Raw genomic sequence first — 14,116 nt, 5'->3', positions numbered from 1 at the left:
GGTTTCTTGGGGGCAATATGGCGTCTGATCTACTGAGTTTAGGTTCACAAAGTGTCCTTACGGCTCAGAGACAACTCAACACTACTGGCCATAACATCTCTAATGCAAATACAGAGGGTTACAGCCGTCAGTCTGTGGTGCAGGGGACAAATATACCGCGTCAATACGGTGGGGAAACCTACGGTATGGGTGTCCACGTGGAAAAAGTTCGCCGCTCATGGGATCAGTTTGCCGTTAACGAACTCAATATGTCCACCACGAGCCATGCCCACAAACTGGATGACGAAGCCAATCTAGAGATGCTGTCAAACATGCTCTCTTCCGTTTCTTCGAAAAAGATTCCTGAAAACATCAATGAGTGGTTTGATGCGGTTAAGTCATTGGCCGATTCACCGAACGATGTGGGTGCGCGTAAAGTGGTGCTTGAGAAATCAACATTGATCACCCAAAACCTCAATGACTTCCACGAAACCGTTCGCCGCCAATCAGACGTAACGAATAAAAAGCTTGATTTGGGTATTGAGCGAATCAACCAGCTTGCGCTTGAGATTCGCGATATCCACCGCTTAATGATGCGTACCCCTGGGCCTCATAACGACTTTATGGACCAACATGAAAAGCTCATCAACGAGCTTTCTGAATACACCAAAGTCACGGTCACACCTCGTAAAAATGCAGAGGGTTTCAATGTCCACATTGGCAATGGCCACACGCTCGTTTCGGGAACGGAAGCCAGTAAATTAACCATGATTGATGGTTATCCTGATGTTCACGAACGCCGCCTAGCAATGATTGAAGGTAAAGGTATTAAGGCCATTACCTCAAAAGACATTGATGGAAAACTGGGTGCCATGCTAACCATGAGGGATGAAAAAATTCCTCAGCTAATGGATGAGCTCGGCAAGATGGCCGCCGCTTTTTCATACGACATCAACAAACTACAGTCGCAAGGGTTAGATCTTCGCGGTGACATTGGTGGACTCATTTTTACTGATGTGAACTCGGATATTATTGCTGAGTCTCGTGTCGTGACATCGTCAAAATCTCAGGCTGACCTTGCTGTGTACATTGAAGATACCAGTCAGCTTGTGGCGGGTGAATATTCACTGCAGTACAGCGGTGGTGACTACTACGTAACCCGACCAAGCGGTGAGCAGTTTGTGGTTCCAGTCATCGATGATGCCATTACTTTAGATGGGATTCGGATTGATATTCGTCAAGACCTCGCTGCAGGGGAACGCGTACTTATTCGTCCTACTCGTAACTCAGCGGCGCAAATCAAAATGGAAACCAACGACCCATCGCATATTGCCGCCCAAAGCTATGAAGCCTCGACAACGTTTGCTCAAGGTAGCGCGAAGTTTCGCATTGATGAGGTGGGGGACTTGCGTGAGTTCGAGGTTATCGTTTCACCAGATGGGAAGCAGTTTGCCGTTACTGACACGAAAGGCAAAATTCTTATGCAGCCGCAAGACTATCCGCCTTCTGGCCCTGTGACGGTTCAAAACACCACCTTTGAACTCACCGGTGGCGCGTTGCCGAACGATAAGTTTACGGCAAACCTTGTCCCATCTGAGGGTGACAATGGCAACTTGCTAAAAATGCAAAATATCCAGACAGAGAAAAAACTCAATGATGGTGAGTCGACCATTCTGGATATTTACCACAACTTAAATACTGACGTGGGCTTGCAGATGTCGACGGCATCACGACTAACGGACGTATCACGCTTGGAGAAAGAGGCAGCGCAGGAGCGTGTCGCATCAATCTCTGGCGTAAACCTAGATGAAGAAGCGGCAAACATGATGAAGTTCCAACAAGCTTATATGGCTTCTTCGCGCATCATGCAGGCGGCAAACGACACCTTTAATACCATTTTGGCGTTGAGATAGGAGGGGTAAATGTTGAATCGTATTTCCAGTTTTCATAACTACCAATCCGTGCAAAACGATTTGCGCCGCCAAGAAGGTAAGGTGCATCACAATCAAGCGCAGCTAGCATCGGGTAAAAAGTTAATGAAAGCGAGCGATGATCCGCTTGCGACGCATTACATCCAGAATATTGGCCAACAAAAAGAGCAGCTTCGCCAATACAGCGACGCCATTGTGTTAACTCGCAACCGCCTTGAACACCATGAAGTGATCATCTCTAACGCAGAAGAGTTTGCGGATGAAGCTAAGCGTACGGTCATGGAAATGATCAACGGTGCCTTATCTCCGGAAGACCGCTTTGCTAAACGTCGTGAGATTGAAGAGATATCAAACAACTTCCTCAATTTGGTGAATGTTCAAGATGAGTCGGGTAACTACATTTTTGCCGGGACTAAGCCGAAGAATCAGCCATTTTTCCGCGACAAAGATGCGGAAGTGGTTTACGCCGGTGATGACTATCAGCGCAAAATGAAGATTTCAAACAGTCTTGAAATGCCAATCAATGACCCTGGCAGCAAGCTGTTCATGGAGATCGATAATCCCTTTGGTGATTTCTCTCCAAAGTACGACTTACAAGAAGCCTCTGAACTATTACTAGAGCGCGCGATTAATTTGAACCCCGATGATCAGTCTACTTACAAAGTGACGTTCGTTGATATGCCAAATGGCAAGTATGGGTATCAGCTTGAACGTGATGGCTCAGTCGTACAAGCCGACACGTTTGACCCGAGTAAGGGAATCAAATATGAAGATGTCACGATTCAAGTGAAAGGTCAGATTACGAAAGGGGATGCGATCGAGTTAGAGCCGCGTCGTACCTACAGTATTTTTGAAACCTTCAAAGAGGCGATGGACTTGTCGTCTGGTTCGGTCTCTGACTCATCGAACACAGCGCAGCTTCATCAAGTGACTCAAGAATTCCACGCGGCGTTCATTCATTTGAACAAAGCGAGAACCGATGTGGGTGCTCGATTGAATACGCTAGATATTCAAGAAGAGCAACACGCGGATTTTGAAATGACGCTGGCCAAGTCGAAAAGTAACTTTGAAGACTTGGACTATGCGGCGGCGATTATCGAGTTCAATGAGAACTCGCGGGCTTTGCAAGCGTCACAACAAGCGTTTGGTAAGACAAAAGACCTAACCTTGTTCAACTACATCTAGTGTGGATGAGCGCCTTAAGTGCAATGCCTTAAGCGCAATAGCCAACCCTGACGAGTACGGAGCGATCGCTACGGCAATCAGGTGGCAAGTGAGCGGCAAAACCATTGCCGTTCAGAATGGACAAAAAACAAACTAAAGAACTAGTCGTATTTGAGTTGCTTTAAGTTGTTGATTAAACGTAATTAAATAAATTTATCGCTGTTTTTATAAACTTGGCACACAACTTGAATTGTTCTGAGTAGAGTGAAAAACACGTTTTAAGCAGTTGTCTGCTTAGCAAGGCATTTACGGTCAGTGCTTCCAAATGAGATTAAGCTGGCCGCTTCGCAAGCACTTGCGAACTCACTAGGAGAGCAAATTATGACCATAACAGTAAATACTAACGTATCGGCAATGACCGCACAGCGTTATTTGAACAAAGCGACAGGTGACTTGAATACTTCAATGGAACGCTTGTCGTCAGGCCAACAGATCAACAGTGCGAAAGATGATGCGGCGGGTCTGCAAATCTCCAACCGCTTAACAGCACAGTCTCGTGGTCTGGATGTTGCGATGCGTAACGCCAACGATGGTATCTCGATTGCGCAAACGGCTGAAGGTGCGATGAACGAATCGACGGCCATTCTGCAACGTATGCGTGACCTATCGCTACAATCTGCCAATGGTACTAACTCAGATTCTGAACGTACAGCGATCAATGAAGAGGTGTCGGCGCTACAAGACGAGCTAAACCGTATCGCGGAAACCACATCTTTCGGTGGTCGTAAGCTACTTAACGGTACGTTTGGTGAGGCGTCATTCCAAATCGGTGCGAGTTCTGGTGAGGCTATCATCATGGGCTTAACAAGCATCCGTGCTGATGACTTCCGTATGGGGGGTCAAAGCTTTATCTCTGAGCAAGGGAAAGGCAAAGACTGGGGCGTGCCGGCAAATGCGCGAGACCTCAAGCTTGAGTTCACAGGTAAAGATGGTGATCCGGTTAGTATCGATATCTTGGCGAAAGACGGTGATGATATCGAGGAGTTGGCCACTTACATCAACGGTCAGACTGATCTGGTAAAAGCGTCTGTCGATGAGGAAGGTAAACTGCAACTCTTCGCATCTCAAGCTGAGCTTAAGAGTGACCTAAGTATTTCTGGTGGTCTAGCGGGGGAGCTGGGTCTCAATGGTGGTCCTGGTGTTCAAACTACCGTTCAGAGTATTGATGTAAGAAGCGTGGGTGGCGCGCAAAATGCGGTTGGTATTATCGACTCGGCGCTACAGTATGTTGATTCTCAGCGTGCTGACCTGGGTGCGAAACAAAACCGACTAAGCCACAGTATCAACAACCTGGCTAACATCCAGGAAAACGTAGAGGCATCGAACAGCCGAATTCGCGATACAGACTTCGCGAAAGAAACAACGGCGATGACCAAAGCACAAATTCTGCAACAAGCTGGTACTTCGATATTGGCTCAAGCAAAACAGTTGCCGAACTCTGCAATGTCACTATTGCAGTAGTAGCAATATGCTTCACTAGCGTAATCCCAGACGTGGGGCTAGTGAGGAAATTGCGGCAAGCATAGGTTAGCGTTTAAGAGGCTCTCTCTCACACCCTGTCTCTCAATCGTGATGCCTATGTGACAAATAGCCAAGCTATGATCATTTCTCTCGATCTCCACATTGCATGGCTACCCTCTAGCCCCGGTTCTCTCAAAGGAAAAGGGGCTTTTCTTTACCTGTAACCTCCGTTCCTAGTGCTGTTCCCATCACTTTTCGCACCAGCGCCGACACCTGCTGCGGTCATAACCATCCATTCTTGTTCGATAATGTCACCCGACCAGTTTGGGCAAAACTTTAGCATCAAATTTCATATTTATTTATTCGATCATACTTTCAATGATATAGACCGAAATTGCCTATTTAATCCGCTTTTTGCTCTAAAGTTGAACAATTAATTGTCGCTATAGAAGTTACTTTGAGAGAACTCATTGGTTTTCCGAGACGTCGGAAAGCTTGACCGAAGTTCCGGTAACGGAAAATCAATAGGAGAGACCACTATGGCGGTTAATGTAAATACCAACGTTGCAGCGATGACAGCACAAAGACACTTGAATGCCGCGTCCACTGCTCAACAAACTTCAATGGAAAGACTATCTTCTGGATTTAAGATTAACAGCGCAAAAGATGATGCTGCGGGTCTACAGATCTCCAACCGATTGAACGTTCAAAGCCGAGGTTTAGATGTTGCCGTTCGAAATGCTAACGATGGTATTTCGATGGCGCAAACAGCGGAAGGTGCGATGAACGAGACAACGAACATACTTCAACGTATGCGTGACTTGTCACTTCAATCTGCTAACGGCTCAAACTCCAAGTCTGAACGTGTCGCGATCCAAGAAGAGATCACCGCTCTGAATGATGAGCTCAATCGTATTGCTGAAACCACGTCGTTTGGTGGCAATAAATTGCTTAACGGTACCTTCGCAACCAAATCATTCCAGATTGGTGCGGACAATGGTGAAGCCGTGATGTTGACAATGAAAAACATGCGTAGCGACAACACCATGATGGGCGGCAATAGCTATGTTGCCGCAAATGGACAAGATGCCGATTGGGCAGTTCAAAGTGGTGCTAACGACTTGACCATCACATTAACGGACAAATTTGGTGAAGAGCAAAATATCGAGATCAATGCGAAAGCAGGTGATGATATTGAAGAGCTTGCCACTTATATCAACGGTCAAACCGACTTTGTGAAAGCGTCTGTTGACGAAGATGGCCAACTGCAGTTATTTACCGATAACAACAAAGTAGAGGGTGTAGCGACGTTTGGAGGCAGCTTAGCGGGCGATCTTGACATTGGTGCGGCACAGGCAGTCACCGTGGATACCATTGATGTGAGAAGCGTTGGTGGCGCTCAGCAGTCTGTGGCGATTGTGGATGCAGCACTTAAGTTTGTTGATAGCCATCGCGCAGAGCTCGGTGCTTTCCAAAACCGATTTAATCATGCAATCAATAACTTAGATAACATTAACGAAAATGTGAACGCGTCTAAGAGCCGAATCAAAGATACCGATTTTGCTAAAGAGACAACGGCACTGACCAAGTCTCAGATCTTGACTCAAGCATCAAGTTCAGTGTTAGCTCAAGCAAAGCAAGCGCCCAACTCAGCGTTGGGGCTTTTAGGCTAAGGAAATAATCGTTAGTTATCTAAAGTCATGACTCAAAAATACAAAACCAGCTTCGGCTGGTTTTTTTTCGATATAGAGTAATTCCCAAAGTTCAAATAAGCGAAAACCCAGCTAAAAAGCTGGGTTTTCTCAATAATGGTGCGGAAGGAGAGACTTGAACTCTCACACCTTGCGGCGCCAGAACCTAAATCTGGTGCGTCTACCAATTCCGCCACTTCCGCAACAAATTTGTATTCATAGTGCTAATTGGTAAAAGCAGTATGAAATTGTAAATGGTGGCTACGACGGGATTCGAACCTGTGACCCCATCATTATGAGTGATGTGCTCTAACCAGCTGAGCTACGTAGCCACTCGTGAGCGAGACAATATAAACTGTTGCGCTCGTAGTGACAAGCCATTTTTATAATAGGCTTAACACTATCAATAATGGCAGGTCTACCTGGATTCGAACCAGGGAATGGCGGCATCAAAAGCCGCTGCCTTACCGCTTGGCGATAGACCTGCAGCATAGTCGTTGAGACTATAAAACATGGTGCGGAAGGAGAGACTTGAACTCTCACACCTTGCGGCGCCAGAACCTAAATCTGGTGCGTCTACCAATTCCGCCACTTCCGCATCTATTCCTAATCATTTTCGTAAAAATGTTTAGGAATGGTGGCTACGACGGGATTCGAACCTGTGACCCCATCATTATGAGTGATGTGCTCTAACCAGCTGAGCTACGTAGCCATACCATGTTGTGGTTCCTTTCAATCCGTAGTCGTCTTGTTGGGAACGGGGCGCATTATGCGAAGTTGAACCAATCACGTCAATAGTTTTTTTGAATAAATCGAGATAAACGGACTGTTCGATTTCTTTTTAAACAAAGAGGCGCGTTAATCATCGAAAACTGATAACAAAATGACAGCAGAACGAATACTTTATTGATGGAATATCTGAAGGAATAAAAAAGCCAGCATAAGTGCTGGCTTTTAAACTCAATGACTTGAGCGAATATTATACGTTGAAGCGGAAGTGAATCACATCACCGTCTTTTACGATGTATTCTTTACCTTCCAAACGCCATTTACCTGCGTCTTTCGCGCCGCTTTCACCGTTAAACTGGATAAAGTCATCGTAGCCAACAACTTCCGCACGAATGAAGCCTTTTTCAAAGTCTGTGTGGATCTTACCTGCCGCTTGTGGTGCTGTCGCGCCTACTGGGATCGTCCAAGCACGCACTTCTTTTACACCCGCAGTGAAGTAAGTTTGAAGAGTAAGTAGATCGTAGCCTGAGCGGATTACTCGGTTTAGGCCTGGTTCTTCAATCCCCATATCCGCCAAGAATTCTTCACGGTCTTCATCATCGAGTTCAGACAGCTCAGATTCGATTGCAGCACAAACTGCTACAACCACGTTGTTTTCTTTTTCTGCGTATTCGCGAACCGCATCTAGGTAAGGGTTGTTTTCAAAACCATCTTCATTCACGTTTGCGATGTACATAGTTGGTTTCAGCGTTAGGAAGTTTAGGTAACCAATCGCCGCCAGCTCTTCTTTCGCTAGTTCAACCGTACGAGCCATGCCGCCTTCTGTTAATACAGGGAGCAGTTTCTCCAACACAGTCAGTTCAAACTTAGCGTCTTTATCGCCACCTTTTGCTTTCTTCGCATTACGCTGAATGGCACGCTCACAAGAGTCTAGGTCGGCCATTGCAAGCTCAAGGTTGATAACCTCGATGTCTTCGATTGGCGAAACTTTACCCGCAACGTGGACGATGTTTTCGTTTTCAAAACAACGAACAACGTGACCAATCGCGTCTGTTTCACGGATGTTTGCTAGGAACTTGTTCCCTAGGCCCTCACCGCGAGATGCACCCGCTACCAGACCAGCAATGTCAACGAATTCCATTGTTGTTGGTAGAATTTTTTGTGGGTTAACGATTTTCGCTAGCGCGTCCAGACGGAGATCTGGCACAGGCACAACACCAGTGTTTGGCTCGATAGTACAGAACGGGAAGTTAGCTGCTTCGATGCCCGCTTTAGTTAGTGCGTTGAACAGAGTTGATTTACCAACGTTTGGTAGACCAACGATGCCACATTTAAAACCCATGATAATAACCTTATTCAGCTTTGAACGTGTGTAGACGATTTTGTGCTTTTGATAAGCCATCCTTAATTAGGATGTCGAGGCAACGGACGGATTCGTCAGCGGCCGCATCAAGAAGCTCTTGTTCTTTCGCAGGTGCTTTACCTAACACAAAACCTGCTACTTTATCTTTGTGTCCAGGATGGCCGATACCAATCCTTAAACGATAAAAATCTTTGCAATTGCCAAGTTTACTTATGGTATCGCGAAGGCCGTTGTGACCACCGTGACCACCGCCTTTCTTGAATTTAGCAACACCAGGAGGTAAATCCAGCTCATCGTGGGCAACCATGATCTCTTCTGGTTTGATTTGGTAAAACTTCGCGATGGCTGCGATCGATTTTCCAGAAAGGTTCATAAACGTGGTTGGGATAAGCAGGCGAAGGTCCTGACCGTTCATCATGATGCGTCCCGTTAGCCCAAAAAACTTTGCTTCATTCTTTAGAGTAATGTTGTGGACGCGCGCCAGTTCTTCTACTACCCAAGCCCCTGCATTATGGCGGGTTCTAGCGTATTCTGGCCCTGGATTTGCCAGGCCGACAAGAAGTTTGATCTGTTGACTCAAGGTTAGGATCTCTCTTGGAATCTCAAAAAGCGCCGTATGATAGCACAGATATCTCTCATCGGGCGAGATACGGATACTTTCATTGCGGCAAATAAAAAACACCCCAAAGAGGGGTGTTTTTAAATGTTTGACTAACTTGAACTAAATTAGTTGAACATCGCAGAGATTGACTCTTCGTTGCTGATACGACGGATCGCTTCTGCCAGCATGCGAGATAGGCTTAGGCAAGTGACTTTACCTGTTGCTTCCATCTCTTTTGGTAGCGTGATTGAATCGGTTACGATCACTTGGTCAAGAACAGAGTTGCCAATGTTTTGCGCTGCGTTGCCTGAGAATACAGCGTGAGTCGCGTAAGCAAACACTCGCTTGGCTCCGCGCTCTTTTAGCGCTTCTGCCGCCTTACATAGTGTGCCACCTGTATCGATCATGTCATCAACGATGACACAATCACGACCTTCAACGTCACCGATGAGGTTCATAACTTCAGAGACGTTTGCGCGTGGACGACGCTTGTCAACGATTGCGATATCGATATCACCAAGTGCTTTTGCTGTTGCGCGAGCACGAACAACACCACCAAGGTCTGGAGAAACCACAACAGGGTTCTCTAGGCCGCGAGCCTGCATATCTTCAAGCAGTACAGGTGTACCGAAGATGTTGTCTACAGGAACATCGAAGAAGCCTTGGATTTGTTCTGCGTGAAGGTCGATAGTTAGAACGCGGTCAACGCCAACGTTTGAAAGGAAATCTGCAACAACTTTAGCAGTGATTGGTACACGAGCAGAGCGTACGCGACGGTCTTGACGAGCGTAACCAAAATAAGGGATAACTGCTGTAATACGGCCCGCTGAAGCGCGGCGCATTGCGTCAATCATCACTACAAGTTCCATTAGGTTGTCGTTAGTTGGTGCACACGTTGATTGGATGATGAAAACATCACTACCACGAACGTTTTCGTTGATCTGTACAGCGACTTCGCCGTCAGAAAAACGAGAAACAGTTGCATCACCAAGAGAGATGTATAGACGATCAGCAATACGTTGGGCTAGTTCAGGTGTAGCGTTACCAGCAAATAGCTTCATATCAGGCACGGTGGAAACCTCAGGGTTGCGTCCAGTTTTTAGATAGATTGTGTGTGGGCCAAGCGGTACTTAGCCAGCGTCTCATGTAGAGGGGAGATGTTTCGCCCTTTAGCTACGAAAGCAGAGACGTTGTCAGGAAGTTTTTGGTAGATGGTTTTCGCTTCGTTTTCGCTAGAAAATTCAGCAAAAACGCACGATCCGGTCCCCGTCAATCTTGACGGCGCGTATTGTAGCAGCCATGAAAGTTGCTTATCAACCTCTTGGTACAGCATTCGAACAATTTTTTCGCAATCGTTTCCGTAATCATGGTTAAGAAGCGTTGTCAGGTCTCGTTTCGGCGTATTTCGAGTCAAATTCGGATGAGTGAATATGTATGCGGTTGCTATGCTCACATTTGGTCTTACGACCAAGTACCATTTCTCGCTCGGAGAGGCTTGAGTCAGTTGCTCTCCAACCCCCTCAGCAAAGGCGGCAAAGCCGCGCGCAAATACGGGGACATCGGCTCCGAGGTGAAGTCCAATGTTCGCCAGTTCGTCATCGGACAATCCGGTTTGCCACAGATGATTCAGTGCGACGAGCACGGTTGCTGCGTTGGAAGAGCCTCCGCCGATACCACCGCCCATCGGTAAGATTTTATCTAATTGAATATCCGCGCCAAATTTACAATCGGCGGCTTCTTGAAGTGCCCGAGCTGCTTTCCAAATGAGGTTATCTTCTAAAGCAACTCCTGGAATATCAGGCGTCAATGTGATTTCGCCACTGGAGTTTGCAGTGATGCTTAAGCTGTCACCATAGTCGAGAAACTGAAATAGAGTCTGCAATTCGTGGTAGCCATTCTCACGGCGACCGGTGATGTAAAGAAAAAGATTCAATTTAGCTGGTGAAGGCCAATGTGTCGTTTCCGTGATCATTCGTTTATTTTCCACTTAGATATCACAATATTGATCGAGGTGTCATTTTGAGTCAGTTTGAGTTTTTGTGGCAGTGGCAATGGAACGCCATCTACTTGTACATCACGATAGTTTAAGTAAGAAAGTTGCCATTGTTGGCCGTTGATTTTTTTCGTCAGTGATAAAACGGTGTTAGTGTCGCTGAGTTGGTAGTGGTCTGCCGCGGTGGGTTTGCCCAAAAGCCAATCATTTAATTGCTCAACAGGAAGCGTTAAGCCTGTCAGTTGATAGATCAAGGCTTCTGCACTCGGGGAAGAAAAACTCTGATCATCGTAGGTTTCGACAAACGCACCAGAGGGAGTAATTTTTAAGTTTAATGCTGTCTGACCAAGGAAGGTGGTCAATCGCAACTGGCTGGATTGAGCGGCGTGTTGCCATTGAAAATTGAGCGATTGACGTTGCTCTGGAGAGATATAGCCCAGTTTTCCACTGGATTGGTACTGTTCGATGGCTGCGAGTCGTTGCTGGTGAGTTTGCCATTCAACATTGGTACTGCTGGTTTCAATACTGGCACAGCCGGATAATACGACAGCGCTCAGCAAACAAATCCAAAGAGGGCGAAATTTCGTCATCATGCGGGTCTTTTGTCCAATTTAAGCCTTGCGTTGGGCGCCACTATATCACTGAAATCACGAACTAATGAAAACATATCCCTAATACCCTTTAATTAAATTGGGCCATCAAGTAAAATTCCGTCCTTATTTGTCCACATCTGATTCAGAGAACTCGCGATACATGTCTTTGCTTGCTATAGGTATCAATCACAACACGGCCTCGGTAGAACTGCGTGAAAAAGTTGCTTTTGGGCCGGAGAAGTTACCTGAAGCACTCAAACAGCTCAGTGAAAACCCTGCTGTGAACGGCAGTGTCATTTTATCGACCTGTAACCGCACTGAGATTTATTGCGATGTCAAAGGTGCGGGAAAGAGTAAGCTCATCGACTGGCTGTCTCAGTTCCATGAGGTCAGCCCAGAAGCATTGAAACCGAGTATTTATACGCATGAAGAGCAAGCGGCTATTCGCCATCTGATGCGTGTCTCATGTGGATTGGATTCTCTGGTTCTTGGTGAACCGCAGATTCTTGGCCAAGTTAAACAAGCCTATTCAGACGCGCGTGACGGCAAAGCTGTTGACTCTGCGATGGAGAAGTTGTTCCAAAAGACATTCTCTGTGGCGAAGCGAGTGCGCACTGAGACTGACATCGGCGGCAATGCGGTATCAGTTGCTTATGCCGCTTGTACGTTAGCAAAACACATTTTTGAATCGTTAGAAGATTCAACGGTATTGCTTGTTGGCGCTGGTGAGACGATCGAGTTGGTTGCCAAGCATTTGTCAGCCAATGGCTGTAATAAGATGATTGTGGCTAACCGTACGAAGGAACGTGCTTTACCTCTTGCAGAGGAGTTTGGTGCCAAGATTATAGGTTTACCGGAAATCCCTGACTATCTATCGCAAGCTGATATTGTGATCAGCTCTACGGCAAGTCCATTGCCTATCATTGGTAAAGGGATGGTGGAGAGCGCGCTTAAATCTCGCCGTTACCAACCGATGTTATTGGTCGATATCGCGGTTCCACGTGATATCGAGTCACAGGTGGGGGAGTTAAACGACGCCTATCTGTATACCGTTGATGATCTGCAATCGATCGTCGACAACAACATCGAACAACGCAAAGTCGAAGCGATTCAAGCGGAGGCGATTGTCAGTGAAGAGAGCGCGGCGTTTATGTCGTGGCTTCGTTCACTACAAGCGGTCGATAGTATTCGCGATTATCGCCGCAGCGCCAACGACATTCGAACAGAGCTATTAAACAAAAGTATGCAGTCTCTTGCTGCCGGGGCTGATCCAGAGAAAGTCCTTCTGGAGCTGAGCAATAAGCTCACCAACAAGCTGATTCACGCACCTACACGTGCGTTGCAAAGCGCAGCAGAGCGCGGCGAGCCAGCAAAGCTCGCTATCATTAGACAAAGTTTAGGTCTGGAAGATTGTTAATCTCCCCAAGACTATTCATTACGAACCTGAGTTAAATAAAACTATGAAAGCCTCGATTCTAACTAAGCTAGAAACACTGGTTGAACGTTACGAAGAAGTTCAACACCTGCTTGGTGATCCCGATATTATCGGTGACCAAGATAAATTCCGTGCATTGTCAAAAGAGTACTCTCAGCTAGAGGAAGTGACTAAGTGTTTCCAAGCTTACCAACAAGCTCAAGAGGATCTTGTTGCCGCTGAAGAGATGGCGAAAGAAGACGATGAAGAGATGCGCGAAATGGCGCAAGAAGAGATCAAAGAAGCGAAAGAAACCATCGAACGCTTGACCGACGAACTTCAAATTCTTCTACTACCAAAAGATCCAAACGATGACCGCAACTGTTTCTTAGAGATTCGTGCGGGTGCAGGTGGTGATGAAGCGGGCATCTTTGCGGGTGACCTGTTCCGCATGTACAGCAAGTTCGCTGAAAAACAAGGTTGGCGCGTTGAAGTGATGTCTTCAAACGAATCAGAACACGGCGGTTACAAAGAGATGATCGCAAAAGTCTCTGGCGATGGTGCTTACGGTGTTCTTAAGTTTGAATCAGGTGGCCACCGAGTACAGCGTGTTCCGGCTACTGAATCTCAAGGCCGTGTTCATACCTCTGCGTGTACCGTTGCTGTGATGGCGGAAATTCCAGAAGCGGAAATTCCAGAAATCAAAGCGGCCGACCTTAAGATCGACACCTTCCGTGCATCTGGCGCGGGTGGTCAGCACGTTAACACCACTGACTCAGCAATCCGTATTACTCACTTACCAACCGGTACTGTGGTTGAGTGTCAGGACGAGCGTTCACAGCATAAGAACAAAGCGAAAGCGATGGCGGTCCTTGCTGCACGTATCATTCAGGCGGAAGAAGCGAAACGTGCGGCGGAAGAGTCGGACACGCGTCGTAACCTGCTAGGCTCGGGTGACCGTAGTGACCGTATTCGTACCTATAACTACCCTCAAGGGCGTGTTTCAGACCATCGCATCAACCTGACTATCTACCGTCTTAACGAAGTAATGGAAGGTGATCTGGCAAGTTTGGTCGACCCTGTTATCCAAGAGCACCAAGCGGATCAACTAGCGGCACTTGCAGAGAACAACTGATC

Annotated in this window: 11 protein-coding genes and 5 tRNA genes; 6 read left to right on the top strand and 10 right to left on the bottom strand. The window is 46.8% G+C overall.

Annotation, left to right across the window (positions count from 1 at the left end):
* Nucleotides 1-17 precede the first annotated feature (17 nt).
* From flgK to OH458_RS02570, 4 genes are all read left to right on the top strand, one after another.
* On the top strand, nt 18-1,892 hold the full coding sequence (flgK, locus tag OH458_RS02585) for a flagellar hook-associated protein FlgK (RefSeq protein ID WP_269977173.1): 1,875 nt from the start codon (nt 18-20) through the stop codon (nt 1,890-1,892).
* A gap of 9 nt (nt 1,893-1,901) precedes the next feature.
* Nucleotides 1,902-3,095, top strand: coding sequence for a flagellar hook-associated protein FlgL (gene flgL, locus OH458_RS02580; protein WP_269977172.1), 1,194 nt, complete (start codon nt 1,902-1,904; stop codon nt 3,093-3,095).
* Between the two features lie 360 nt (nt 3,096-3,455).
* On the top strand, nt 3,456-4,595 hold the full coding sequence (locus OH458_RS02575) for a flagellin (RefSeq protein ID WP_269977171.1): 1,140 nt from the start codon (nt 3,456-3,458) through the stop codon (nt 4,593-4,595).
* A 539-nt stretch (nt 4,596-5,134) separates the two neighbouring features.
* Complete coding sequence (locus OH458_RS02570) at nt 5,135-6,268, top strand: flagellin (RefSeq protein WP_269977170.1); 1,134 nt, start codon at nt 5,135-5,137, stop codon at nt 6,266-6,268.
* A 136-nt stretch (nt 6,269-6,404) separates the two neighbouring features.
* Here the strand turns inward: OH458_RS02570 and OH458_RS02565 are convergent.
* The 10 genes from OH458_RS02565 to lolB all read right to left on the bottom strand — a co-directional run bounded on the left by OH458_RS02565 (nt 6,405) and on the right by lolB (nt 11,565).
* Nucleotides 6,405-6,489, bottom strand: a tRNA-Leu gene (locus OH458_RS02565).
* A 52-nt stretch (nt 6,490-6,541) separates the two neighbouring features.
* Nucleotides 6,542-6,618, bottom strand: a tRNA-Met gene (locus OH458_RS02560).
* Nucleotides 6,619-6,696: 78 nt separating this feature from the next.
* A tRNA-Gln gene (locus OH458_RS02555) sits at nt 6,697-6,771 on the bottom strand.
* 28 nt (nt 6,772-6,799) lie between these two features.
* Nucleotides 6,800-6,884 (bottom strand) — tRNA-Leu (locus OH458_RS02550).
* 37 nt (nt 6,885-6,921) lie between these two features.
* Nucleotides 6,922-6,998 (bottom strand) — tRNA-Met (locus OH458_RS02545).
* A 267-nt stretch (nt 6,999-7,265) separates the two neighbouring features.
* Nucleotides 7,266-8,357, bottom strand: coding sequence for a redox-regulated ATPase YchF (gene ychF / locus OH458_RS02540; protein WP_038133789.1), 1,092 nt, complete (start codon nt 8,355-8,357; stop codon nt 7,266-7,268).
* Between the two features lie 10 nt (nt 8,358-8,367).
* Nucleotides 8,368-8,958: an aminoacyl-tRNA hydrolase gene (gene pth, locus OH458_RS02535; protein WP_038133790.1), complete on the bottom strand. Its 591-nt coding sequence runs from the start codon at nt 8,956-8,958 to the stop codon at nt 8,368-8,370.
* Between the two features lie 146 nt (nt 8,959-9,104).
* A complete protein-coding gene (locus tag OH458_RS02530; protein WP_038133791.1) occupies nt 9,105-10,049 on the bottom strand; it encodes a ribose-phosphate pyrophosphokinase in 945 nt (314 codons plus the stop codon).
* A 29-nt stretch (nt 10,050-10,078) separates the two neighbouring features.
* Nucleotides 10,079-10,951, bottom strand: a complete 873-nt coding sequence (gene ispE / locus OH458_RS02525) for a 4-(cytidine 5'-diphospho)-2-C-methyl-D-erythritol kinase (protein ID WP_269977169.1) — start codon at nt 10,949-10,951, stop codon at nt 10,079-10,081.
* Nucleotides 10,948-11,565, bottom strand: a complete 618-nt coding sequence (lolB, locus tag OH458_RS02520; RefSeq protein WP_038193280.1) for a lipoprotein insertase outer membrane protein LolB — start codon at nt 11,563-11,565, stop codon at nt 10,948-10,950. Before lolB ends, ispE begins: the two co-directional genes overlap by 4 nt.
* Nucleotides 11,566-11,725: 160 nt before the next feature.
* On the opposite strand from lolB, the gene hemA reads away from it, so the two are divergent.
* The gene (gene hemA / locus OH458_RS02515; protein ID WP_269977168.1) at nt 11,726-12,982 is read left to right on the top strand and encodes a glutamyl-tRNA reductase; all 1,257 of its coding nucleotides are present in this window, start codon (nt 11,726-11,728) and stop codon (nt 12,980-12,982) included.
* Between the two features lie 43 nt (nt 12,983-13,025).
* Nucleotides 13,026-14,114, top strand: a complete 1,089-nt coding sequence (gene prfA, locus OH458_RS02510) for a peptide chain release factor 1 (protein ID WP_005476361.1) — start codon at nt 13,026-13,028, stop codon at nt 14,112-14,114.
* Nucleotides 14,115-14,116 lie beyond the last annotated feature (2 nt).

The organism is Vibrio sp. MarTm2 (genome assembly GCF_027587055.1).
GTDB lineage: Bacteria > Pseudomonadota > Gammaproteobacteria > Enterobacterales > Vibrionaceae > Vibrio > Vibrio sinaloensis_D.
The sequence above is the reverse complement of the archived record's forward strand: the minus strand, read 5'-3'. Positions and strand labels throughout refer to the sequence as shown.

Coding starts and splice junctions, on each gene's coding strand:
- OH458_RS02570 (WP_269977170.1), top strand. CDS start 5,135: ATGGCGGTTAATGTAAATACCAACGTTGCAGCGATGACAGCACAAAGA.
- ispE (WP_269977169.1), bottom strand. CDS start 10,951: ATGATCACGGAAACGACACATTGGCCTTCACCAGCTAAATTGAATCTT.
- hemA (WP_269977168.1), top strand. CDS start 11,726: ATGTCTTTGCTTGCTATAGGTATCAATCACAACACGGCCTCGGTAGAA.
- OH458_RS02575 (WP_269977171.1), top strand. CDS start 3,456: ATGACCATAACAGTAAATACTAACGTATCGGCAATGACCGCACAGCGT.
- flgK (WP_269977173.1), top strand. CDS start 18: ATGGCGTCTGATCTACTGAGTTTAGGTTCACAAAGTGTCCTTACGGCT.
- ychF (WP_038133789.1), bottom strand. CDS start 8,357: ATGGGTTTTAAATGTGGCATCGTTGGTCTACCAAACGTTGGTAAATCA.
- lolB (WP_038193280.1), bottom strand. CDS start 11,565: ATGATGACGAAATTTCGCCCTCTTTGGATTTGTTTGCTGAGCGCTGTC.
- flgL (WP_269977172.1), top strand. CDS start 1,902: ATGTTGAATCGTATTTCCAGTTTTCATAACTACCAATCCGTGCAAAAC.
- prfA (WP_005476361.1), top strand. CDS start 13,026: ATGAAAGCCTCGATTCTAACTAAGCTAGAAACACTGGTTGAACGTTAC.